The sequence below is a fragment of the Stieleria bergensis genome (assembly GCA_007745635.1).
GTDB lineage: Bacteria > Planctomycetota > Planctomycetia > Pirellulales > Pirellulaceae > Stieleria > Stieleria bergensis.
Genome location: CP036272.1, coordinates 3,898,876 through 3,922,203, shown reverse-complemented (window position 1 = coordinate 3,922,203; position 23,328 = coordinate 3,898,876). Strand labels below are relative to the sequence as shown.

The window sequence follows — 23,328 nt, the reverse complement described above, 5'->3', positions numbered from 1 at the left end:
TAGTGTGGTCCGCGGCTGGCTGGCCTACTATGCCGTCCCAGGCAATGTGAGCCGCCTACGTCGATTTCGGGACGAGGTTAGCCGTCTATGGTTGCGTACGCTTCGTCGTCGCAGCCAACGGCATCGCTGGCCTTGGCCTCGCATGAAACGGTTGCTGCTGACCTACCTCCCTCACGCCAAGGTACGCCACCCGTATCCAGATCAACGATTTCGCGCCCGAATCAAGGCAGGAGCCGTATGAGACAACACTCAAGTACGGATCTGTGCGGGGGGCGGCCGGAAACGGCCGTTCCTACCGTGACTGAAGTGGTTGGCAACGCCAACCGCAAGCAGCCACAACGAAACCCTCCCCGTTCGGCCATTGAGACCATCAATGCCCCCGCCTTGCCAATCGTCCCATTCATCATCGCGCCACCACCACACACCGTCCGACCCTTGTATGTTGCTGATGGGGTGTGGCGAAGGCCAAAACGGCCGATGCAAAACCGTAGGGTGCCGTGCTTGCACGCACTCTAGGGACGCAACCAGGGAGCCAGGATGCCGGAAACTCCCGTCACCAACAGCAATAGCAACGTGACTTGACGCAACCTTTGTCGACCCAAGCGGTTGCCAACACGCAGGCCCAAGCGTGTTGCCAGGATAAGGAGCGGGAGGGTGGCGATCGCAATCAGCGAAGGCAGCAGAATGTCATACTGCAAGGCCAGCAATCCAATCACAGGAATCAGGCTGATGGAATACATGCCAAATAAGAATGCGCGCATGCGTTTCGCGGACCAATCATGTGCCGTCACCCAAATCACCATCGCCGGCCCGCCCATGCCCACCACGCCCTGAAGAAACCCGCTGGCCGGGAAGGCAATCCAGGCCCACACAGGATGCAGATTCTCTTTGGGTTTCGGACGAAAGCCGATCGAGAACACCGTCATCCCTAGCACAAAGGCACCTACAATTTGCCGGATGTGGTTGGAGTTGTAATGGATCAGCAAATGACTGAGCACATACAGGCCCAGCGGAAAGAAGATGACGCGACCAATGCCAGGCCAGATCAGAGTGCGGATGTCAATGGAGGCTCGCAGGCTGTGAGCCCCGACCAGGTTCTGTGGGACGGTGGCGACCATCAACGCCGCGCTCGCTTCGGGAACCCCGTAGCCCATCATCAGCAGCATCGGAATCACCAACATTCCGCCCGCAAAACCGGCTGCCGCTTGAACGAAAATACCCAGTGCCAGCACGAGCATCGTTAGGGCGATGTACAGCAGATCATTGATCGAAACGGAATCGACTAGCTGAGACAGCTGCTGCATAACGGAATCGCTTAAGTCCGGTTGCTAGGTGGCACTGCTTCGCTACGACGTTCTTCAGTGGAGGTGGACTCGGTGGCACTGGCGGTCGCTGGCAAGGTGCCTGATTCGTACTCTTTGAGCAAACGATCAAGAATCCCGTTGACGAACCGAGGGCTGTTCTTGTCCCCGTATCGCTTGATTAAAACGACGGCCTCGGCAACCGCAACTGGACCAGGAGTGACCGAGAACAGGATTTCAAAGCCAGCCATTCGCATGACGTTGCGGTCGGTCGCTGGCATTCGATGGATGGCCCAACCTTTGGCCAATCGGGCCAAGTGTTGATCGACTTGTTGGCGATGATCCAGCGTGCCGCGATAAAGTGATTCGGCGAAGTTCGTCAGGGCGGCGCGGCCGTGCAGCCGCGAGTTGATGAACTGACGCGCAGAGGTGTATTCTCGCGGCTGGTTGAGATCCGCCTCGTAAAGGAGTTGCAGGACAATTTCGCGAGCACGTCGGCGGTTAGACATTCGGGGCACTCAAGGAGTTGAAACAGGGAGAGGTATGATAGCTGCCGACGATCAATCAGCCCGCATTGTAGCAATGAGCCCGCATTGTAGAGGTCACAGCGGTGGGCGCCGACTGAGCATTGGCGTTTCATTCACCCAGGGCAGGAAACTCTCCCCAATTTGCACGCTGCGCCCGGTTCTACTGCCTGAACGTGACGGCAAGGCCCCGTTGCAGGTCATGCGAACAATCATCGACAGGGGCCATCGCAACCACAAAACGCTTGCGGTTGGGGAAGCATTGATGGCTGCAAAGAAATCTTCTCTCAGAAAATTCCGCCAGCGGTTGACGAAGTTCCGCGGAGACGGATAATACCCCGCTGTGAGTCCGACACGGATTAGGCATTCGCCTGCTTCTGTCACTCACAGCCTGAATTTGATCACTACACGAGAGATTCGTTGGCCGATCATTCAGTCTCCAGAAGGGGGTATAGCTCAGCTGGGAGAGCGTTACACTGGCAGTGTAAAGGTCGTCGGTTCAAGTCCGTCTACCTCCACTAACAAATGAAAGCCGCCGTTCAATTGCAATCGGCGGCTTTTTTCGTATCAGTGGCTGGATTCAGAAAGTTCAATCAGTTTCTGCAACTTCGCGGCAGAACACTGCAAGTGACTGTGAGCAAGACACTTACTGAGTTCAACCGTCCACTTTCTTCAATTGCATTGCACGCTTGATCCTTCATTGGTTCGATCCCTAATCGGGGGGCGCTATGCACATCGAACCCCGTCCCCACACCGTTTGTGGCGGAGGTTTTGTTGTGCTTGGTGGAGCAACCGGACGCCACTCACAACTTACGTTCCAAGCGTGCGGCAGTGATTCAGCTTGAAATGACCGCGGGTTCGTTGGCGATCCCTGGCACAACGGACCCGAGTAGGCTGTCACGCTGAGAAATCCTGAAAACGGGCAAATCGCAGCAAAAATCGTTCAGCCGACCAGATCTTCCAGCACGCCCGTACTGTCACCGTGGCTCTTCGCTGTGACTCCCATCTGGCTGAGAATCGTCAGCCACAGATTGTTCAGTGGAGTGCCGGACGGGCAAACAAAGTGTTCGCCCATTTTGATTCCTGAAGATGCTCCCGCCACGATGGTTGGGCAGTTATCCAGGTTGTGGCCGGTACGCAGGTTACTGCCGTAAACCACGCATGTGTGATCGAAAAGGCTGGATCCGTCCGCTTCTTTGGTGGCTTTTAGCCGGTCTAAGAATCCGGCAAAGAGTTCGCTTTGGATCAGGTCGCGTCTTTGGGACGCCGCCCGTTTTTCGTTGTTGCCGTGGTAGTGGCTGATGTCGTGACCGCCCACTGTGATCTCTTCGCTATTCAGCAGACTCTGGACCGGTTGACGAAAGGTCATGACTCGGGTGCTATCCGTTTGAATCGCAGCAACCATCAGGTCGTACATCATGTTGATACGGTCACGGCCGCTTTCGACACTCGAGGGCTCTTTGACGGTTGGAGCCGGCCTCGGGACATCTAATAACCACTTATCTTCTTTGGCAACACGGTTTTCCAGATTACGGATACTCGTGAAATACTCGTCGAGCTTTGTGGTATCCTCACGGCCAAGTCGTTTCTGCAGTTGCTTTGCGTTGAGCATTAAAGAATCGAGGACGCTTCTTCGCTCCTTCAGTTGTTGACGCACCTGTTCAACGGAACCACCCTTGTTGGAAAACAGATGGCGATAGAGAGTGACAGGGTGATCCTGCCCACCGATCGGTTTGCCTTTGGCATCCCACGCCAGGGACAGCCCTGGTCCGTGACCATCTCCACTGACACCGGAATGACCGTTGACCTGAATGGAATCAAAACGGGTGTGCCTGCCAAACGTCGCGGAGGCGACCTGATCGGCGGAAATCGTGTTGGAAAAGCTGACGCCAGGATGAGCAAACCGATTGGCACCCGTCAGCCAAAACGTGCTGCCGGAATGTCCGGCATCGTTATAGAGACAATGCCGGTGCCACAGTCCCTGAATGATCGAAAAGTCTTCCTTGTGGCGTTTCAGCGGCGCCAGGCCGTCGGGCAGTGCATAGTCCCTGCCGATGTCAGCCTGTAGCGGATACCAGGTTTCCTCCGTCACTCCCCAGCCGAAATTCAGAAAGATCAATCGCTTCGGTGGCGCAGTGACCGGTGGCGTCTGGGCGAATAAATTAAGAGCCGGAAGCGCCAGGATTCCCGTCGCTGATTTCAAACAGGTACGTCTGTCGAACATGATCTGTCTCTCTACTTGTATTGAAAAGTCTGGCTCTGAACCAGGGCGTGAATGAATGACCGAATCGCGTAATCATCTTGTTTCGCATCGGCCACGATGGATTCAACCAGGTTGGAATCTGAGAAGCCGATCGTGCGGCCCATTCCATATTCCGCGAGCGCGGTGGCAAAACCACGCGCAAATTCATCGGAATGCGAGGCAATGATTCTGCGTAACTCAAGGTAGTCTTTGAACTTTGGGCCTTTGTGGAGTTGGCCGGATGGATCAATCTTCCACTCGATCGTTTCCGTCTTTGCATCGTCTCCGTCGCCAGTTGTTGCTGTGAATTGAGCTTTGGTGCGCCAGAGGCCGACGGCGTCGAAGTTCTCCAGGCCAAGTCCGATCGGATCGATTTTTCGGTGACAGCTTGCGCACTGAGCTTCTTCCTGGTGAATGCTCAGGCGGTCCCTGACATTCACAAGCTGATCCTGCAACCGCGAGATCGCCGGAACATTGGCTGGTGCCGGCGGCGGCGGATTGTTCAACAGTTTGCGTAACACCCACGCACCTCGTTCCACCGGGCTGGATTCAACGCCGTTGCTTCCCATCAGGTGAATGGCAGCCATCCCCAACAGTCCGCCTCGGGGCGACGACTTCGGCAGATCGACCCGCTGAAACTTGTCGCTGTACCGCCCTTTGATCCCATAAAACTGGGCGAGCACATTGTTGATCACAACATAGTCGGACGAAAGCAGATCTTTGATGCTGCGATTGTGCTCCAGCAGGTATTGAAGTGTCTCGTAGATCTCATTCCGCACGGACATCTTGACGGGGATGTCAAAGGTCCGATGTTTTACGAAATCCACATTGAAGAAATCGAGCCGCTCCATATCCAGCCACTGCTCGGAAAGTGCTTCAATCATTTCCCGGGAACGCGGGTCGTCCAGCAAGCGATCCGTTTGTTGGCGAAGAACTTCGGGATCAGACAACTGACCGGAGTCGGCGAGCTTGGTGAGGGTCGGATCGGCCGGAGCACTCCACAGAAAGTAGGAGAGCCTCTGAGCCAGTTCCTGCTGGCTGATCTCTTGTTTCTCGGCCAGCGATGATTCAGCTTTGTAAAGAAACATCGGCGAACCCAGGATCGTCGACAGAACGTCAGTGACCGCTTCACGGTGAGTCATGTCATCCCGACTGGTCATTCGGTCCTGGTACATCCCGACCAGACTGTTGATGTATGCTTCCGAAGGGGCCGCTCCACGAAAGGCCTCAGCAGCGAACGCTTCCAATCCCTGCTTCAGGCGAGCGGGAGAGACTCCGTTGTTGCCGCCCCAAACCAGTTCACCCTCAGCATCATAGATCTCGATCCAGTAGCTCTTCAGGCGGTTGATGACGGTGGACGAATCGTTGCGATTGTGGAGAACGATTTTGTCGATTGGCATTTCACGACCGAGATCGACCTGCCACCACTCACCTGGTTTCGCGTCGTTTTTGGTGTGATTATAGGTCGATAAGTCGCCGTCGTTGACAAGTTGAGGGCCGCGACTCTGAACGGAGCCGTTGGTCGAGCTTTGAGTCGCCGTGCCAGCGAGGCCAACGTTCTTCTCGTTACTCATCACTTGGAGTTCACGCAGGTGCAGATGGTCGTTACTGCCGGAATCACCGTTCACAACGCGTACCGTTTGACCGTGAACCGAGCCCGTTGGAATGGTGATTTGATCCTGAACCGGTGTCCTGAAATGAATGCCATCGCCCAGTAGTGACGCCACAGCTTCCATCGCTCTGGATGCGGGTTCGTCTATGTGAGGGATCTTCTCAACCTCAACCCAGTCAATCCAGAACGCGTACTCGGGGCCATAGCCGTTTCGTTTCTTCGCTTCGGCGAAAATCTTACGTTTATTGGAAAGCTGGTAGTGGATCGCTTTTTCGCGCAAATACAGCTGCCTGGCGGAATGATCGGCGCTCTCCAGGATCTTACGAGTTAATTCGATTGTTGTTTCAACAATCTGTGGCTCATCCATGGTGCCCGTGATTTCGTGAGCGCTGAGCAGATCCATATTGCGCACCCGGACACCAAATTCCAGGAAGCGGCGTTCCGGCGGAGCATCCGCTGACCGAGCTGCGCGAAAACGCACTCGATACTTACCTGGTGACCAGTTTGCGGGAACAGAAAAGGCGATGTAGTAAGTGGGCAGATTCGAGGGATGCAGCGTTGGCACCGAGATATAAGCGCCTTTGTCGATCGCCGGTAAATCAAAGTATCTCTTCAAATACGGTATGTGATAGGCCGTTGACGTGGCAAACTGATAGAGCCTGTCGGGGCTGTTGAAGAAGCGAAACTTCGGTTCATCGGGAACGGGCGGTGCGCCTTTGATCTGGTCGTAGAACAGGTGAAACGGTTTGCGTTTCGGATCTTTGGCGACGGCTGCGTCATACGCTGCCTTGTTCTCGGGACGAGCGACCACTTCGGCCAGCTCTTTTCGCCACTGACTGGCGGCTTCGGTCTTCTCGAAATGATCGTGGTACTGCTGCGTCAGCAACTCCGCTTCGTGGCGAAGGTAGTGAGTCGTCTCCCGGGAAAGATATCGATCGATACTTTCGTCCAAAGCAGCCTTGCCGAGGCTCAGGTAAGATTCCAGCTGAGCGGGTGAGACAAACAGGTTGGCCCCGTTGGTGTCGAAATTGCCGAGACCGTGATCGGATGGCAACTCGCTAACGTCAATTTCGACACCGAGCAACGCTTTCAGAGAATTGCCAAACTCGCGACGATTAAGGCGGCTCATCGTAATTCGACCATGCCGATCGGCCATGCGATTGCGGAGCTCAACCATGGCCTGCGCGAGGTTGTCTACGAGATCGACCTTTTCCTTGTCCCTGAGCTGCTCCGCGTCCACAGGCGGCATTTCGCCTGCGTTGAGAACGTTAAGAATCTTCTGCCATTTCTCCGCATCCTGCGAACGGCTGACGACCATGGGCAGATTATCAACTCGGAACTTGCCTTCTGCTCCGTCGCTGCTGTGACAGTCAGCGCAGTAGTTTCGCAAAGTCTTCAGATGCGAGTCCGTGATCCCTTTCAGCGGGACAGCATTTTGCTCGCCCGATTCAGCACAAGCAACTTGCAGCATTCCTGATAGGAACAAAGCGGTGAACAGCAGTCGTTTCATATCGCGAGTCCTGATTGGTTAACTCCTGAGAGACTGCCGGTATCGATGCAATCTTATCATTGAATCATCAGTTCCAGACATATCCATCACAAATTCGGCTTGCGCAGGGCAGTCATCGCGACGCGGCGTCAAGCGAACTCCCCAGGGATTCTCGGTTGTCATGTTTTGTCGTCGCGCTTTCGCATCCACTTTTGCCCGAGTCACTCCTGACCTGTGGGTGAAGGGCGCCAGAATGTCACCGAGATATGCTGCTCAGGGCGGTCTTCCGTCGCATAATAGTAGGCGATGACGACCGTTCCGTCGCTGCGTACTGCTGCGCGTGTGTAGCCGATGTCGCAATTGAGCGCATTGTCCCGGAGAACGATATGATCGGACCAGGTTCGTCCCGCATCCCGCGAGATCTTTGCCCTCAAACCATACGGCTTCGAACGCCATCCATAGATTGCAGTCACGACATCGCCTCCAAGGGAGAGAAGCGAGATGGGATTGTCGGATCCGCGTTCGATGGTGCTTAGAAAGCTCCAGGTTTCGCCATTGTCTCTTGTTTCGTAAAGGTCGGACCATCGGTCGCTTCCAACCCTTTGTCTCACTGCGCACACATATCGCCTGTCGCCGATCTGCAAACCAGACGGCATGATTGCGTGCCTGTAGGTGTCTGTCTGAGGGACGACTCGACTGCGATCCAGGTAATCGTTTCCGATCCACGAGACGAATGCGAATCCCGGGGGATTGCTGTCCATACGGGCAAGGAAGGAACGGGCAGGTGCTTCATCCTGAGGCAACGTCGAAAGGAACAGGAACGCTGAATTCCGACTCGTGATGATGTAGTTCGACCTGGCATAGGCCTTGTGATTTCTGAACGCAGGCAATCCAAACGGGCCGTGCCAATCTCTGCCACGGTTTGACGAAGTGAAGTAGGACTGCCGCCAGAGCCGCAGCGCAAAGTCCTGCCCCAGGAAATTCATGTCAGGATCGGCAAGTTCACTCAATGAGCGATCTTCAACCTGCCATGTCGATCCACCATCCTTGCTGCGACTAAGAGACTCTCCAAGACGAGGAGTCATCGTATGATGCCGGCTGCTCGGGTTAGGATCGTGGGTCCAGCGCTCATAACCGACAAGAATCTCGTCGTCCCACATCCAAAGCCCCCCGTTGGCAGGCCACCCCGCAAACTCCCCGTCCTTGTGATAGGCAATGACATGCCGAACATTCGGTTCAGCAAATGACGTCTGCGACATCATCAACACGCAGACCACCGAAGCCGTTTGCAATCCGACCAATAGCCGCCGGCATCCGAACGTGTCATGAAATCTTTTCATCGCAAACATCCTCGCGGCCTCACGCAGAATTCGATCGCGCGTCTTGATCGCGCGGGGTTGCTTTGAGGGCCTCATATGGTCCTCAAACACAAACAGAGTACTTGGTAGGGTGTTGACACTGCTTCGTGCGTGCCAGTGGCCTGGCGACGGTTAGCGCAGCTTCAAAACTATCGAAGCCGCCCTCCATCATACATTAGGCCGCCTGCCCAAGCCAAAATCTATCCACAGATTCGCCTGACGAGGCAGTAATCAAAGGGTGCGGATGTGTGGTAAAGAAAACCATTTCATTTCTTTCGCAAATCCATCGTGCAATTCGGATCAGGCGGGACTGGATCTCCCACCTGATTGACTGGATGGGTATACAGATACCTCCAAACACGGTCCCACTTTTCTCTGCCGCGCACGACGATGGTATGAGCTTTACGAGAACTTTCCTGAACATCGCAGTTGGTGATCAGGCGGCGGGAATGGTTGAACGGCGATTGAGTATCGTCGACGTTCACGATCGAGCCAAACTCGGCCAACCCTAACATTTGCCAGGAACGGCAGTAGTGATCTCCGGTCCAGCCACCGTCGAGAACGTGTGTAAACCCGAAGTAACGATTCGCCGGAGTTGCCGATTCAAATCCTTGCCACGATTCCAGCTGATCGCGTGGGCCAGAGAACATCACGACCCGTGCGACCTTTTGATGCTTTGCCCAACGCGCCGCAGTGGTCGAGCCGTGCGAAATTCCTGAGAGAATCACCTTCTCCCAGAGCAGATCGCTTTGGTCATCGGTTAGAAACTGCTGCCAATTTCCCTCGGGATGGTTCTCTGCGAGCCATTGAACAAAGTGCAGGGAACGGGCCGCGGCACCATCGGATTTGGGAATTCTTACCAACGGACTGTGATCTTCGCCCGTGGCGGCTTCGAGTCGAATGGCACCGATTGCTTTGCCACTATCCAGGGCTTCGGCTTCGATCTTTGAGAACCAACCATTGGCATAGTGCGGTTGAATGCCGTGGAGTCCATAGCTGGCGATGCTTTCAAAAAGCTGCTGGTTGTGCCCCATCAGCCAAATCACCAGTTTACCTTTCGATGGAACTCGGGTGTCGACAACGGCATGCTGAAGATCTTTGGGTTTCCCCTTTTCATCGGCAAATACATAGTTGATGGCAGGATGTTGTTTCGCCTCCGGATTGATGTCACTGACTCGCGCGGACAGGTCGTAACGTTTTCCCAGCCGAGGCTCGAGGAAGGCGGCTACGGTTTTGCCGAGGAACGTATTCCCTTCACCGCTAAAATGGCAGTCGTCAGGCTTCTGTAATTCGGCGAGGCGCGGCGAGATTGCCGCAAACAGGTCATTGACCTCTACCTGTTGTTTCGCCATCACATTTGCGGCCGCCGCGTTGCGCTCGATCACGGACGCTGATGAATACTTACCCGGCACATCGGGTAATGGTGTGGTATTGGCAAAGATCAGTTTTGCTCCGGTTCCCTGCATCCGGGTGATGAGCTGTTCGAGGCGACCGCTGTAGTCGGCGAGTTTGGTTTTGCGATCGTGGATACCGAAATTGAAATGAATGATGTCCCACTTGCCATCGCCCAGCCATACATCCATTTTCTTCAGCCCGGTGGCAGTGGGTCCACAGTTCGCTGGCGCACGATGCACGTTCGCTTTACCGGCCAGCTCTGAGCGAACAGTCTGGGTGTAAGCGCGAGAGACAGAATCACCAATCAGCAGCACTCTCGGCAGGTCTGGATCGTCTTCGACAAAATCCCAGGCATTCGATTGCCCTGCCACCTTCTGCCGCTTGTGAATCGGCAAGTAAAATCCGCCCAACTCAGATTGCAGCACCTTTTCCCAAGCTTGTTGCTCTGGCGAAAGAGTCGCCACCCAGGCTTGGTATTTCGTATCCAGCTCAGCGACGGCCCTGGCTTTCTGTGCGGCGGCCTCAGCAGCGTTGGTGGGTTCGGTTTGGGTTTGAGCGGCCGTCAACGAGACGAAAGCCACGAAGACCAGAATAAAGATTGTGGTGGTTTTCATTTGTTTACTTGGAAGTCAATTCAGTCTTAAACTTACGTTCCCGGAGGACGCCACTCAGTCTCTGATCAGGCGCTATGTAGGAAAGGATACCATTGATTGCCGGTAGCAATTACTCGCCGTGGAATATGTCGCGTCCGTGTTGACCGGGCGTGCCATAGTTAACCAGCCGTTGTTAAGATTCTTACGAAAGTGAACTGCGTGAGGTCGATGCAACGAATGACGCTTAGTTTGTAAACATTCGCCGAAGGCGTGGGATCTAGATGAGTCGATCTAGCGTTGGGGTGGGTGGATTCCGGCTTCAATACAAAGGACTTCTTTCATCGTGCGGTGATAGAGCCGCCCGTTGGCGTAAATGAACGAGGACAGCGGATTGGCGCGATCAAAAGTTTCCTGGTGTAAGTCGTCGCGATTTTCTTGCTCACGACCGACCTCATGCCATCATCCGGAGCCTCAAGACGCCGATCGCGAATAACAGGCCGAGAATGATACAGCGATCAATGACGCTAGACTCCCGCAAATAGAAATTGAGATATTTCGGTCCGAAGCCTCAGTGAGTCCGAAAGGTGTCGCTCGCGATCAGCGACAAGACGAGGTCGCGGAATCCTTTCTCACTTTCGCGGTTTTCCTTGACGATCTTGGAGATCTCTGCCTTTTCGGCGTGGTTGGGGAGTCGTCCGGTTGCATACGTCATGAGTTTCTCAGCGACACATTGCGAGAACTGATCGATGTTCGCAACGGCCCATTGTTTCAGTTCGATCGCTCCCTGGACCGTCGAGCCATCAGGCAGAACAACGGACGCATCGATCGGCTTGTTCGCTTTTGGCCACCGGGTTCGCCAGCGACCGACAGGATCGAAGTTTTCGAGTGCGAATCCAAAGGGATCGATGCGTTTGTGGCACGCGGCGCATTCGGCGTCTTTTGTATGAGCGGCCAATAGTTCTCGCGGAGTTGTTGCCCCCTGAGTGTCCGGAGTCAAAGCGGGAATATTATTGGGCGGTTCCGGCGGAGGCGTTCCCAATATGTTTTCCAGAACCCAGACGCCGCGCAGGACTGGTTGTGTATCGACACCATTGGCCGTCGCCATCATGATCGCGGACTGGCCCAGCAGTCCGCCGGCACGCTGCCCGCGTTCTAATTTGATGCGCCGAAGTTTCCGATTAGCCGTGCTGTCTTTTGTTAACTTGATGGGCAATTGGTAGACATGTTTGGCAAATAGCAACGATGTATATGTGAAGTCGGGGTCGATGAAATCAGTCATTGGTCGGTTTTCACGAAGCATTGTCGCGAAAAAGTACTCGACTTCACTACGAGCCATATCGACATACTGCGGCGTAAACCGAAGCTTCGGGTCTGGCATGATTTCAGGCAGAAGATCCATGTCGAGCCACTGCCCGGTGAAGTCCTTGACGAAAAAATCAGACGCTCTGCCCGGCATCAGCCGATTTGATTCCCGTTTGAGTACCCAGTCCGGCGACATTCGCTTTCGGTTCGCGAGATCGACAAGCACAGTGTCTGGCGGCCCGCCGGTCAGAAAGTACGATAGTCGCGTCGCCAAATCGTGGTCATCAAGTTTTCCTTCGCCGAGCGAACGATATAGAAACCGCGGTGAAATCAGAATGTTGCGAATCAGCAGGTGCATGCCCTCATCGAACGAATGTCCGGAGTCCCAGTGTTCTTTGGCAACTGCCAGGTAGCGGTCCAGGTCTGCGCTATCGACCGGCCGACGAAACGCTCTGGGTAAACTGGTTTCGAGCATTTGACGCGCGAACGCTTCGTCTGACATGCCTTCTTTTCGAGGTCCGGTGATCTTTTCTTGGCGTCTTTTGCGTAGAAGATCCTTCGGGCTGTCAACAAGTTTCAGCGGGCCTTCAATCTGTAGCGAATGGATTTCGAGTGACGGACCGTACTCGAAGTAATAGTGGCACAGCGAATCGGCGATCGATGTCTTTCCACTCTTGGTGACGAGTTTAAAAAACGCTTCAGCCGATTCGGAATCAGCGGAGACACCCGTCAGATCGAGCTCCGGATCGTTCATGTGTTTTGAAACGGAATCCCAACCGACACGACCGCGCAGCGGTGCAAGACTGATGGGCTTTGCGTTTCCGTTGGGATAAACGACTTTCAACCACGCTGCTAGAAACTCTTTGTTGGCTCGTGCTATCTTTTCGAAGCCGTCGCGAATCGCAGGCGGATCGTGGGTCATCTCGGCGTTCTTCCAGCGGAACAACACAGTTTCGCCTTCGTAGAGGTTTGCATCGAAGACAGCTGTTTCGGGCTCTTCGGAACTGACTTCGATTTCTTTCAGCAGCCGAAAGTTCTGAACTCGAGATCGTTCGGAAGCTGCGACCGGGCGGGCGTAAACTTCCAGGATCATTGGATCGTCAAACGACTCGCCGCGATCCGAAAGGAACTTTGACGCGGAAACCGAGACGCGATACGTACCGGAATAGTTGAGTTCAATCCGGCTGGGCCACGAACAGCTGCGCATGACGTCGTTGGCCCGGGACGCCAGTCGAAGCGTTCCGTCGCGGACCGTGGCGGCTGAGAAGCTCAGGACCATGTCGTCGGGCTTTGCAATCCGAACGGATGACTTCGGCGCAGGGTTTTTCGGCGGGTAAAGTTCTTCGGCAATTTCCCAAGCGACTTTGGAATAGGCTTCCATCAACGGTGGCGACACCACCAGGCCTTCGCCAATATTGGTGAATCCGTGCAATTCGATATCGCCGGGAAAGCCCACAGGAAGTTCGAATTTTGGCAGGTCAAACAGCTTCCGAATTGTGGCTTGGTACTCTGAACGGTTCAGTCGACGCGGCAATGTTCCGCCAATCGATGTGTGCTGCAGGAGTTTGCCGTCTAGCCATTTTGTCAGCGATTCACGCTCCGCCTTTGTGGGTTGAGCTGCGTCCGCAGGCGGCATGATCTGCTGAGCGTTGGCATTCAAAACACGTTCCCAAAGATCGCGATTTTTCGGGGCGGTCCAGTCGATGTGTTTTGATGAGAGATCTATTTCGCCTTCGGTCGTAGTCGCATTGTGGCATTCGACACAGTACTTTTGCAGGATTGCCGACGGCTGGCTTGGAACGGTTTCCGCTTTTGCATGTGAGTACGTTAGTGCAATGCAAATCGTAGCCACCATCGCCAGTGGGTCGGGATATCGCTCCGTTCGCTTTCTGGCTTTCGGTTGCGTCATGAAAGAACCTCGTTCAAGTTCCCCGACGCATTTGAGAAATTACCGACTTCCATTCCAAGCCGCTGCATCAGTGTCACATAAAGATCACCAAGCAGCGGTGGATTTGACTTCGACTGATCGGTGGCAACATGTCCTTGATGGTTGAAACCGCCGCCAGCAACCAGCGTCGGAAGGTTTCGGTTGCTGTGGCGGCTGGCATCGCCCATTCCTGTTCCCATCAAAACGATCGTGTCATCAAGAAGTGACACGCCTTCTGCATTCTTCTTTTCCTTCAACTGTTTGATGAACTTGCTAAAGCAATGCATGTGTGATGTTTCGATGGCGACGAGATCGCGGAGCATCGCTGGATTGTTGCCGTGGTGCGACAAACCGTGGTAGCCGGAACCTAGCGGTCGTCCGTCGATCGAAAACACTTGGCCAAGTCCATCAAGGAACAGCGAAATGACTCGGGTGGATTCCGTTTCAAGTGCCAGAACCATCAGGTCATAGAAAATCGATTCCGCTTCCATCTGCAGATTGGGCGTGATGGGGTCGTAATCTGGCAGCTTGTACTTCGGATCGGGGACGGGGACATTGACGGTCTGAAGCTGCCGCGTCATGCTTTTTTCGACGGCGCGTACCGAATCGAAATACTCGCCCAATTTCTGGCGGTCCGCTGCCGGCAGGTTTTGCTGAAGGCTTTTGGCATCTTCAAGCACGTTGTCCAGAGCGCTCCGGCCGCTTTGCAAATAGTACTCCGTTCTTGCTCGGTCTTCCTTTGACGCAAAGAGCTGTCGGTAAAGAACGCTGGGTCGGCGGGTCTTTGGCAGTGGAATTCCCTGCCGCGTGTAACTGATGCTGTTCGCGCCCGACTTGCCAGCTTCGCCAGCTCCTGCCGTGAGTTGAAGAGATGGAAATCGCGACTTGTCACCGATCGAATCGGCGATCATCTGGTCGAGCGAATAGCTCTTGGGCGACTGACCACAAAGAAAATTGCTCCAAGCGGCATGCCCATTTTGCGAACGGTGATCCAGTCCGGAAAAGACCGTGAAGTCATCACGGAAGTCGGCAAGCGGTGACAGGGTCGCCGGAACTTCGTAGTCCTTCCCGGTCTTCTGCGGATAAAACGCTTTCTGATACCAACCGAGATAACTGCCAATCGCTACGAAGTTTTTTGGACGAGCTTCGTCGTTGCTTTTCGTTGAGCCGAAGGCTTCAAGTGCCGGAAGGGCAAGCGCCGTCGTCCCGGCACGCAGAATGTGGCGGCGACTTTCGACAAAGGGTAGATGTGGCATGGGCGTTCTATGGCGGGGCTTCAGTCTCTACGACACGTAGTTTGCGTCGCGACTCATTTTAGCTGAATCATTTTGAATTACGATCGTCTGCGATTAACACAATTCTATGTGTTGGTAGTCGGCGGGTAGCAATTTCTCGCGCAGCGTGGGAGTAGCCCTATTGAAGTCGCGTACACGGCGTCCTCTGTAGTCTGCGATTTCGAGTCGCGAATAGAATAGAAATGAAAACGTACGCGGACTCTTTTTGGTGAACCTGGAGGAATGTTTCATCTCATCGGTGGCCAACACTGTCTCATCCGCAACGGCGTAAACCGAGAGCAGTGAGATACCAATCATCCAGAGCATGATTCTCATGTGACGATCTCTTTCAAAACCCCCGTGCTGTCACCATGACGTTCGGCGTTAACACCGACTCCGCGAAGCATGGTCAGCCACGCATTGCATAGCGGGGTGTCTTTGGGCACGACGATGTTTTCGCCAAGCTTAATCCCCGCTCCACCGCCGGTGAGCAGCGTTGGGCAATTGGAAAGGTGGTGACCGGTGCGAATGTTGCTGCCGTAGGCCAACGCGATGTGGTCGAAGAGGCTACTGCCGTCTGGTTCTTTCGTGGCCTTGAGCTTATCGATCAGGCCTGCGAGCAATGTGCTGTTGGTCAGATCGCGTTTTTGTGAAGCGGCCAGTTTTTCACCTTTGGTGGTCACGTAGTGGCTCATGTCGTGAGGATGAACATCGACGCCAATGCTGCTCAGAAATTCTTCGCCACCGGGCTGCCGATAAGTGATCACTCGCGTGCTGTCAGTCTGAAACGCGGCGATCAGCAGGTCATACATCAGGGCGACCGATCCCTTGCCTTCGACACCTCCACGTGGCTCACGGATCGGAGCATCAGGCCGGGCAACGCCGATCCACTTTTCTTCCTTGCTGAGCCGAGTTTCGATATCGCGAATGCTCTGGAAGTACTCGCTGAGTTTTTCGTTGTCATCTTTGCCGAGGCCGCGTTGCAGCGAGCGTGCGTTTTCCAGCACGGTATCGAGCACGCTGCGTTGTTCGGCAAGGCGGGCCTTTTGTTCTTCGATCGGAGTGTCATCGTTGGAAAAAAGACGGTGGTACGCCTCCACTGGATCATTCAATCCGGCGACCGGTTTTCCGTTTTGATCCCACGCCATCGACAGGCCGGACCCGTGTCCCGCGGCGCCCCCGCTTTCGCTGGTGTTAAGTTGAAGCGAAGAGAATCGGGTGTGCATCCCAAGTTGACCGGCGGCCACCTGGTCGGCCGAAACCGTGTTGTGCATGCTCTGCCCGGGTTGAGCAAATTTGTTGGCACCAGAGAGCCACCACGTGCTGCCGGCGTGACCTTCGACGGAGTATTGATTCCACAGTCCCTGGACGATCGAAAAATCTTTCTTGTGCCGCGCGAGCGGTTTCAGGCCCTCGGGAAGAACGTAGTCCGGGCCAGGAGTTTTGATGTCGGGATACCAGGTTTCTTCAGTGACTCCCCAACCAAAGCCGAGAAAGACCAAACGCTTTGGCGGCGTGGCAGGCTGTGCCGCTGAAGCGAATCGGCGGAAACCGAATGACTCAAGAAAGGGCAACGCGACGAGAGCGCTGCTGGATTTTAGAAATTGACGTCGATGGTTCATAAGTTTTACTTCGTTTGAAATTCTTGACTGCTGACGATGGCGTGGACGAATTCTCGAAAGGCGTAGTTCTCGTTCTTCGACTGCGAGACGACCGAAGTGATCAGAGTTTCATCGCTAAAACTAACCGGTCGTCCCAACGCATACTCTATTAGGCCCTCGGTCAATCCCCGAGCAAAGTTCTCTTCTTTCGACGCAAGAATATCCCGCAGTTCAAAGTAGTCCTTGAAGGCGGGACCGTTGTGGAGTTTGCCGGACGGGTCGATGGTCCATGTTTTCTCTTTGCCCTTGACCGGCTTACCTTCGTCATCTTTGACGATGTAGGTGTTTTCGGTGCGCCATGAGCCGACGGCGTCGAAATTCTCAAGCCCCATTCCGATCGGGTCGATCCGGCGATGGCAGCTGGCGCACTGCGCCTCTTCCTGATGAGCTTGCAGGCGTTCTTGTGTGGTTAGCACTTTGCCCGCCAGACGAGCGATTTGGGGAATGTTCGCGGGGGCTGGCGGCGGCGGATCATTGAGTAGTTTGCGCAGCACCCAGGCACCGCGTTCGACCGGGCTGGTCTCTTCGCCGTTGCCGCCCATCAGACTGACAGCGGCCATGCCGAGCAAACCTCCACGCGGCGAGCCCTGTGGAAGTTTGACGGGACGGAATTCATCACCCGTTACGCCTTCGATGTTGTAGTACTCTGCCAGAACACTGTTGATGACGGCAAAGTCAGATTTGAGTAAATTCGAGACGCTTTGGTTTTCACGCAGAAGATAGGCGACGGTTTCGTAGATTTCGTGCCGCGCCGCCAGCTTCGTTGCGTTGTCGAATCGACGATGCTTGACCAGATCCACTTGGAAAAAATCAAGCCGGTCGAGTCCAAGCCATTGATAAGCGAAGGCATCACTGAAGCCTCGCGACCGAGGATCGTCGAGCAGCCTTGTTGTTTGTTCACGCAGCACATCCGGCCGAGCCAGCTCTCCCTTCGCCGCAAGCTCACGAAGTTCGTGATCGGGCTGTGATCCCCAAAGAAAGTAGGAAAGCCGCGTCGCCAATTCGATGTCGTTCAGTGGACGCGGCTTCGTTTCCAGATTGGGTTCGGCGAGATAGAGAAACATGGGGGAGGAAAGCACGATCGCCAGGCTTTCTTTGAATGCCACCACCGGATGATCTCCCGCGTTCAGCCGCGTTTCATATCTTCGAACCAAGCCATCGATGAACTTTGTTCCCGGCTCTCTGCCGCGAAAGGCCTCCTGCGCAAACCGCTCGAAAGCACCGCGTACCGCCTCCAGTTCCGGAACTACCGGCTCTTTGGTTTTGTCGTCCAACGACAAGTCTCCAAGCATCGCTAGCCCGGGCGGTTGAACACGATCTTTGTCGGGAATCCGCTCAATCTCCACCCAGTCGATCCACAGGGCATAAGGTCGCCCCTGACCGATCTCCATTTGTTTGGCTCCTTCCTTTGCCAGCAGCCGTGTGACCAGGAAGTGGTCGTGCGTGCCTTTCTCTCGAAGATAGAGAGTGCGGTCGGCTCGTTCGGCATCAGCGTCGCCGAAGTAGAACGGAATTTCGATGATCTCGGGCGACTCCATCGTTCCGGTGACTTCGTGAACGCTCAGTGCCTGACTGCCGCGCGGATTCACGCCGAATTCGATGAAGCGACGGTCCGGTGTTCCCTGACCAGTCAGCGCTCCTCGCACACGAATGATGTAGTTTCCCGCGGGCCATTTGACGCCGGATGGATAGCTCCACGGAAGAAGAAATGTGATCGCCCCATGCTCCAGTTTGGAAGGATGCTCCGTTTGTAACGACAGATACATCCCGGTGTCGATCGCGGGCTGTTCGAGATAGTACCGATGATAGGGCAGCCAGTAAGCAGCGAGCGCACGATTGGCTTTGTCCGCATTGTTCTCTTTGGTCTGGAAGCCAAACGATTCCGGCGAGGACGCACCGGGAATCTGTTTCCATAGACGGCGGAAGTTGCCTTCTTTGTTGTTCACCTGCGCACGAAGGTTTGCGACGATCTCAGCGTTGTCGGGCCGCGCGGCAGCTTCTTCGACCTGTTTGACCCACTCTTCCGCACGGGCCTTCGCGTCGATTTGAGACTCGACGAATTTGGCCACTTTCTCAGAGATCGCTTCCGTTTCGTAGCGCCAAGAGCGATCCTCCGTCGCCGCCAGTTCGCGAGCGAAAGCGGCATCCAGGGCCTTGCGCCCGAGGCTAAGGTATTGCTCGAACTGATTCGCCGACATGAACAGGTTCGCGCCGACCGTATCGTAGTTACTCGACCCGGTGTCGGACGGTAATTCGCCGACCGGAATTTCCACGCCTAACAGCTCACGAATCGTGTTTTGATACTCGCGCCGATTCAACCGCCGCATCGTGATCGCGCCCTTCTGATCCGCAAGAAGCTTGCGCGCCGCGACCATGGTGTTGGCGAGATCATCAAGGAAGTCGGTCTTTGCTATATCCGGAATTTGCCCCTCGCCTTCCGGCGGCATTTCGCCGGCGTTCAGCGCGTTGAGGATTTTCTGCCAGCGTTCGGCCGTTTCAATGTCGTTGATAGTGAACGGCAGGTCGTCAAGGCGAACGTTGCCGTGGTGTTCGTCGGCATTGTGACACTTGGCGCAGTGTGATTTGAGCAGGGCACGATGTTCGGCGGGCATCCTAACCGAGGGCTCAGGCGTATCCGCCCGCAGAACGGCACCCGAAACAAAGACGGCGAAAAGAACGGCTGGAAAGGGTCGAAACATGTTGTGGTTCTCCAGTCAAAGACTGCCAGCGATCGAAATGTCCTAAGGATCTTTCTACGATTTGGAAAGATGCGTATGTAGTGAAGTGCAGTGCAAAGCCTTTACTTAAAAATATAGGTCTCAGGCATCGCCTTTTTCAGTTGATCGACTCCGTCCCAGGTGACGTTTGTGCCGCGCACACTTAGTTTGTTCAGGAAAGTCAGTTTGCTAAGCGCTTCCACTGAAGCATCCGTGACATCTTTCAGATCGCGAAGCCGCAGCTCCCGGAGTTGCTCCATCTTCTGAAGAGAACCCGAACCAATGCCTTCTTTAGTGATCCCCCTGCAATGGGAGAGATAGAGTCTTTCCACGTTGGTGAAGCCCTGCAACGCAGGTAGAGACTGGTTGTTTAGGTCGTTAAATTCCAAGCCTAGTGTGGTCAGGTTCTGCGCGTGATTCGCAAGCTGTATCAGGCCGGGGCCGCTGATATTGTTCTGCTGAAGACCAAGCGTGGCTAGCGTGTCGGGCAGACGCAGATGAGAGAGCTGATCATCAGAAAGTTCGCTGGCGACAATCTCAAGACTCTTCAAAGCGGGCAGTTCACCAATCGCTGCAAGCGCCTCGTCCGAGAGGGTAGCGTGAGTTATCGTGAGATACTGAAGCTTTTTCCAATTTGCCAGTTGCTTGATTTCGGCGCCTGTAATTTCGCGATAGCCGAGCGTCAAACGATGAAGTCGGCGGCAGGCTGGCAAGTGCGTCATAGCTGCTTCATCGATTTCGCAGGGTAGTGCCAGTGTGCTAAGCCGGGGCAGTTTTGCGAGGTGCACGAGATCGGCGGAATCAATAACCGCATCCAACAAATAGAGGCCCTCGAGTGTCTCTTTCTCTTCAAAGTAACTCAGCGATTTTCCTGTCACCCGCGGGCGGTCCGGGCTCGATGCGAATTCAGGGAAACAATACATTGGACCGGGCTGACCCTTTTTCTTCCAGCGCTCGATCGGATTCACGTGGAGATACCTCAGCCCAGGCAAGGCCGCGATCGACTTCATACCATCGTCGTCGATGTGGGGCTCGTGAAGAGCGACCATGGTCAGGTCCGGCGTGCTTTTGGTTAGGGCGATCAGATCATTATCTATATTTGGACCCCAAAGACCGATATACCAAAGCTTCGGCGGATCCTCGCTTGTCCATCGCATCCGCGTGAATGGTTTTGGTTTGCTCGGAAGCACGCTGGCTGCATCGAAACGCTCGACCGCATGTTTTACTTCCGGTGTGGTCAACCCGGCCGGAGCGATGCCAAACGGCTTCAGTGTTTTCGCCGGTTTAGGCTTCGCTGCGTTGACCGCGTCTGTTTTATTTTGGGCGAGACTTGTGGTCGCGAAAACAAAAGTGACCAGCCAGACAGGTAGTAGATATTTCATAAGAAAAGAATAAGTCGTATTTGCAAATTGATTGTTCAAGCTAACGCACTCGGCCGATTGTAACCCTGACGTCGTCCACGTATTGGTTTTCAAACTTAACCGCTGGCGGAGCGAAGCCATGACTTCGAGCGGCTTGATGATCAGCAACATGCAGGCCGATGAGGAGAAACTGAGCCTTAGTCGGCAAGCGCATCTCGACATCAATCTGCTGCCAGGCGGCTTCCGGCGACAACACTTCACGCCGTCGAGCTGAAGCCAGTGAAGCCTCCTCCATTCGGCGAGTTGTTCCGATCAGCGTTCGCCATGCTTCAGCACTGGCAGGCACCTCTGCCAATGCGTTCACCGATAGATTCCCAATAAAGCGGTCAGGATCTCCAATCGAGGTGCTGGAAAACATGGCCTGAACGGTGGCCAACGCATCGCCATTGGCAAGCAACGAGCTATTGCCTCGGAGATCAATCACGCGATAAATGTCCGCCACGTAACCAACGGGATTCTCCTTGCCCGCATAGTCCGCACGCAGGAAACGCAATGCGCGTTTTCCATCGAAAGGCTCGACACTGGCGCAGTCAGCGATCTCTACATAATCCCCACCCCACGCTTCCAGATCGACTGGGCCACCCACTGACTGTGGAACCGGCCCTGATTCAAAACTGTCACGAAAACTGGTCAGAAGCTTTTGTCTGCCGGTTTCAGTAGCGGCCCAAATAGCGGAAGTGCAAACAACACCGATTAACAAACCCGCTGCCGCCGAAATCCACGGGCTGGACAACATCGAGTGCTTGTGATTGTCGGTACCGGCTCCGGCACTCAAGCGTAGAGGGCTTGGTCCGTGATCGAACTCTGCACTATCAATAACGAGGGAAGGCGCAGCGGCGAGATCGTGCAAGCCTTCATCCATCGTCGCGAGCTCAAGGTAACGTTCCCGAGCAGCTTCGTTGGTTTCGAGAAGCTTATTCAAAGCCTCCAGGTTCTCAGGCGAAATCGCTCCGCTCAGGTAATCCTCAATCAGTTTCAGATCGCTGTCGTTCATATTGTTTCTCCTCGAAGTGCCTCCTCGACGCACTGTTCCAATGCGCGGCGGATGCGCCAGAGTTGTTGGTAGATCGTATTCGCGGATTTTCCCAATTCGGTCGCCAACTGATCGATCGTCGATCCCGGCTGGTAAGCCGCCATAACCAATTCCCTGCTTGCGAGTGGCAACTTTTCCACGCATTGTTGCAGTTGATTGAGGCGTTTTTCCTTCGTGCCAGATTCCACCTGCTCCAGCGATTGCTCCGCCAGCAGCTCATAAACGTTTTCACTCAACACCAAGCGATCCCGAGCATGTCGCCGACGGAACATCAGGACTTCATAGCGTGCGATCACACAGGCCCAAACCGGGAATTCGTCCGCGTTTTCCAGCTGGTCGAACTTTCTCCAGGCCGCCAGCGAGACGTTCTGCATGATCTCATCAACATCCTCGGGCCGTGAGATCCCTGCGCCACGAACATAAGCGCGAATCACCCTTTCGTGCCTGGTCAGAGCACGGACAAAACGTTCATGAAAATGCGGTGATGGTGATTCGTTCGGCATGGCTTCAAGCAGAGACTACCGTCCGGTCTGGATTCTTATGATCAAAGTCAAAATTTTGTTGTTGGTCGGGGAATGCCCGCGAGCCACTTAGCCCGTGTCTTGACCTCTCCGGAAGCGACCATTCGTGAACCATCTTCGGACTGACGTTCCGGTCTATTGTGGCCAGTTCATTCGGAGTTAGCGATCGCCGATAGATCTGGACATCTCATACAATCCACCGATTCAGTACTTGCGTGACTCACCTTGCTGACGCCCATCAACTCGCTCGAACGCTCGCAACCGACTTCGGTTGGACCACCCGCTCGATTTAGAAAATTGGCTCGGACGCTGAGGTTGGGCACACCTCATGCAGCCCAGGCTGTATTACTTATGCTCTGCCCGATGGATGCGGTCAGTCCTGCGATTCACGCGGTCGCCATTGCCCTGCTTGAGCCGGTTCAGGACTTGCGTGACGCGAGCGCGGCTGACACCCAAGTGGCGAGTGAGGGCAGCTCGGCTTTCAAATTTACCGGAGTCCAGCAGCGACTGGTAATAGCGAGCCAGTCTCATCCGATCACGACGCGGTTTTGGGGGCGTTTGGCGGCTTCGGTATGGCGGAAACCGGGTTCCATGGATAGAAAACGATTTCACGCGTTTGACGTAACTTGTTGGTACCAAAGGCACCTAACTCGATGAATCCGTGGTGTGTATGGTGACCGCCTCGGGGAGCTTTTCAGCTATCTGACCGAATCTTTATCGGTTAACAACTGGGTGGGAAAGAGACTTGGCCAGCCTCGCTGCTTCCAAATTCCACGTCGCGATGGCCCCCGCAAAAAGTTCTACTGGTGTCCTCGATCCTCCACTTCAAAAGGCATTCACGTTTGCAAACGTGGATGCCTTTTTTCATTCGTCAGGCGTCCGCGCAATCAAATCTGTGGCGAACGCCAAAACGGCCGATGGCAAAACCGTAGAGTGCTGTGCTTGCACGCACCAATGA

The 23,328-nt window shown here is 54.8% G+C and carries 13 protein-coding genes, 1 tRNA gene and 2 pseudogenes; 2 read left to right on the top strand and 14 right to left on the bottom strand.

Annotation, left to right across the window (positions count from 1 at the left end):
• A pseudogene (locus SV7mr_RS13635) lies at positions 1 to 241 on the top strand (hypothetical protein); the annotation flags it as partial.
• Positions 242 to 512: 271 nt separating this feature from the next.
• Here the strand turns inward: SV7mr_RS13635 and SV7mr_RS13630 are convergent.
• On the bottom strand, positions 513 to 1,304 hold the full coding sequence (locus SV7mr_RS13630; RefSeq protein ID WP_419187360.1) for a sulfite exporter TauE/SafE family protein: 792 nt from the start codon (positions 1,302 to 1,304) through the stop codon (positions 513 to 515).
• Positions 1,305 to 1,405: 101 nt separating this feature from the next.
• Positions 1,406 to 1,810, bottom strand: a pseudogene (gene nusB / locus SV7mr_RS13625) (transcription antitermination factor NusB); the annotation flags it as partial.
• Positions 1,811 to 2,270: 460 nt separating this feature from the next.
• Between nusB and SV7mr_RS13620 the strand changes: the two are divergent.
• Positions 2,271 to 2,343 (top strand) — tRNA-Ala (locus tag SV7mr_RS13620).
• Positions 2,344 to 2,768: 425 nt separating this feature from the next.
• Here SV7mr_RS13620 and SV7mr_RS13615 read toward each other — a convergent pair.
• From SV7mr_RS13615 to SV7mr_RS13565, 12 genes are all read right to left on the bottom strand, one after another.
• Positions 2,769 to 4,049 (bottom strand): DUF1552 domain-containing protein, encoded by a 1,281-nt coding sequence (locus SV7mr_RS13615; protein WP_145273016.1) that lies wholly within the window; start codon positions 4,047 to 4,049, stop codon positions 2,769 to 2,771.
• A gap of 11 nt (positions 4,050 to 4,060) precedes the next feature.
• On the bottom strand, positions 4,061 to 7,189 hold the full coding sequence (locus SV7mr_RS13610; protein ID WP_145273013.1) for a DUF1592 domain-containing protein: 3,129 nt from the start codon (positions 7,187 to 7,189) through the stop codon (positions 4,061 to 4,063).
• A 200-nt stretch (positions 7,190 to 7,389) separates the two neighbouring features.
• Positions 7,390 to 8,508: a hypothetical protein gene (locus tag SV7mr_RS13605; RefSeq protein WP_419187359.1), complete on the bottom strand. Its 1,119-nt coding sequence runs from the start codon at positions 8,506 to 8,508 to the stop codon at positions 7,390 to 7,392.
• Between the two features lie 284 nt (positions 8,509 to 8,792).
• On the bottom strand, positions 8,793 to 10,535 hold the full coding sequence (locus SV7mr_RS25405) for an SGNH/GDSL hydrolase family protein (protein ID WP_419187358.1): 1,743 nt from the start codon (positions 10,533 to 10,535) through the stop codon (positions 8,793 to 8,795).
• 547 nt (positions 10,536 to 11,082) lie between these two features.
• Positions 11,083 to 13,725, bottom strand: coding sequence for a DUF1588 domain-containing protein (locus tag SV7mr_RS13595; protein WP_145273006.1), 2,643 nt, complete (start codon positions 13,723 to 13,725; stop codon positions 11,083 to 11,085).
• Positions 13,722 to 14,999 carry a DUF1552 domain-containing protein gene (locus SV7mr_RS13590; RefSeq protein ID WP_145273003.1) on the bottom strand — a complete coding sequence of 426 codons (1,278 nt, stop codon included), beginning with the start codon at positions 14,997 to 14,999 and terminating at the stop codon, positions 13,722 to 13,724. The genes SV7mr_RS13595 and SV7mr_RS13590 overlap by 4 nt, the downstream gene beginning before the upstream one ends.
• Before the next feature lie 350 nt (positions 15,000 to 15,349).
• On the bottom strand, positions 15,350 to 16,639 hold the full coding sequence (locus SV7mr_RS13585) for a DUF1552 domain-containing protein (RefSeq protein ID WP_145273000.1): 1,290 nt from the start codon (positions 16,637 to 16,639) through the stop codon (positions 15,350 to 15,352).
• 5 nt (positions 16,640 to 16,644) lie between these two features.
• Positions 16,645 to 19,377, bottom strand: coding sequence for a DUF1592 domain-containing protein (locus tag SV7mr_RS13580; RefSeq protein WP_145272996.1), 2,733 nt, complete (start codon positions 19,375 to 19,377; stop codon positions 16,645 to 16,647).
• 101 nt (positions 19,378 to 19,478) lie between these two features.
• The gene (locus tag SV7mr_RS13575) at positions 19,479 to 20,927 is read right to left on the bottom strand and encodes a leucine-rich repeat domain-containing protein (protein WP_419187357.1); all 1,449 of its coding nucleotides are present in this window, start codon (positions 20,925 to 20,927) and stop codon (positions 19,479 to 19,481) included.
• Entirely contained in the window at positions 20,818 to 21,810 is a 993-nt protein-coding gene (locus SV7mr_RS25400; protein ID WP_419187356.1) for an anti-sigma factor, read from the bottom strand. The genes SV7mr_RS13575 and SV7mr_RS25400 overlap by 110 nt, the downstream gene beginning before the upstream one ends.
• Positions 21,807 to 22,352, bottom strand: coding sequence for a sigma-70 family RNA polymerase sigma factor (locus tag SV7mr_RS13570; RefSeq protein WP_145272990.1), 546 nt, complete (start codon positions 22,350 to 22,352; stop codon positions 21,807 to 21,809). Before SV7mr_RS13570 ends, SV7mr_RS25400 begins: the two co-directional genes overlap by 4 nt.
• Positions 22,353 to 22,715: 363 nt before the next feature.
• Positions 22,716 to 22,901: a hypothetical protein gene (locus tag SV7mr_RS13565; protein ID WP_145272987.1), complete on the bottom strand. Its 186-nt coding sequence runs from the start codon at positions 22,899 to 22,901 to the stop codon at positions 22,716 to 22,718.
• Between the last annotated feature and the right edge of the window lie 427 nt (positions 22,902 to 23,328).

Bases quoted from the DNA above. Each gene is read 5' to 3' on its own strand.
- SV7mr_RS13565 (WP_145272987.1), bottom strand. From the start codon at position 22,901: ATGAGACTGGCTCGCTATTACCAGTCGCTGCTGGACTCCGGTAAATTT.
- SV7mr_RS13575 (WP_419187357.1), bottom strand. From the start codon at position 20,927: ATGTTGCTGATCATCAAGCCGCTCGAAGTCATGGCTTCGCTCCGCCAG.
- SV7mr_RS13580 (WP_145272996.1), bottom strand. From the start codon at position 19,377: ATGTTTCGACCCTTTCCAGCCGTTCTTTTCGCCGTCTTTGTTTCGGGT.
- SV7mr_RS13605 (WP_419187359.1), bottom strand. From the start codon at position 8,508: ATGAAAAGATTTCATGACACGTTCGGATGCCGGCGGCTATTGGTCGGA.
- SV7mr_RS13595 (WP_145273006.1), bottom strand. From the start codon at position 13,725: ATGACGCAACCGAAAGCCAGAAAGCGAACGGAGCGATATCCCGACCCA.
- SV7mr_RS13610 (WP_145273013.1), bottom strand. From the start codon at position 7,189: ATGAAACGACTGCTGTTCACCGCTTTGTTCCTATCAGGAATGCTGCAA.
- SV7mr_RS13570 (WP_145272990.1), bottom strand. From the start codon at position 22,352: ATGCCGAACGAATCACCATCACCGCATTTTCATGAACGTTTTGTCCGT.
- SV7mr_RS13590 (WP_145273003.1), bottom strand. From the start codon at position 14,999: ATGCCACATCTACCCTTTGTCGAAAGTCGCCGCCACATTCTGCGTGCC.
- SV7mr_RS25400 (WP_419187356.1), bottom strand. From the start codon at position 21,810: ATGAACGACAGCGATCTGAAACTGATTGAGGATTACCTGAGCGGAGCG.
- SV7mr_RS25405 (WP_419187358.1), bottom strand. From the start codon at position 10,535: ATGAAAACCACCACAATCTTTATTCTGGTCTTCGTGGCTTTCGTCTCG.
- SV7mr_RS13585 (WP_145273000.1), bottom strand. From the start codon at position 16,639: ATGAACCATCGACGTCAATTTCTAAAATCCAGCAGCGCTCTCGTCGCG.
- SV7mr_RS13615 (WP_145273016.1), bottom strand. From the start codon at position 4,049: ATGTTCGACAGACGTACCTGTTTGAAATCAGCGACGGGAATCCTGGCG.
- SV7mr_RS13630 (WP_419187360.1), bottom strand. From the start codon at position 1,304: ATGCAGCAGCTGTCTCAGCTAGTCGATTCCGTTTCGATCAATGATCTG.